The following is a 379-nucleotide window of genomic DNA, read 5'->3' as shown; positions in this document are numbered from 1 at the left end:
TTTCAGTATCACTCGAAGCCAACACCCCAGTTGAAACAACACTCCCCCCTCCTTTTTCACTTGTTTCATATTTAGCAAAGTACCACTGATTATCAACACCCTGAACGTATAGGTGACCATCATGGTCTTGGTACCAAAACATATATTGAGACCCCATTAAGCGCAGTTCTTTTGTACTGCCATCAATAAAGGTCATTGTGTGCCAAGTTGGCGCAGGTAAAGTAGTCGCTTGTACAGAGCAAACAGCAATGAGTGCTGTAATAAATGTACAAATTAATTTTGTCCTCATTAGGATAATCTCGTTATTTGAATTTCTCTGAAAGAGATAATTAATTTATTAAATAAAACGAGACTTTATCAATGAGGCATTATATTAACC

1 protein-coding gene is annotated in these 379 nt (G+C 36.9%); it reads right to left on the bottom strand.

What is annotated here, in order from left to right; translation table 11 throughout:
- On the bottom strand, window positions 1–289 hold a 289-nt coding region (locus AB4496_RS29470), incomplete at its 3' end, for a hypothetical protein (protein ID WP_372133682.1).
- Window positions 290–379: the final 90 nt, after the last annotated feature.

The sequence above is a fragment of the Vibrio sp. 10N.222.46.A1 genome (assembly GCF_041473595.1).
Lineage (GTDB): Bacteria > Pseudomonadota > Gammaproteobacteria > Enterobacterales > Vibrionaceae > Vibrio > Vibrio tasmaniensis_A.
The sequence above is the reverse complement of the archived record's forward strand: the minus strand, read 5'-3'. Positions and strand labels throughout refer to the sequence as shown.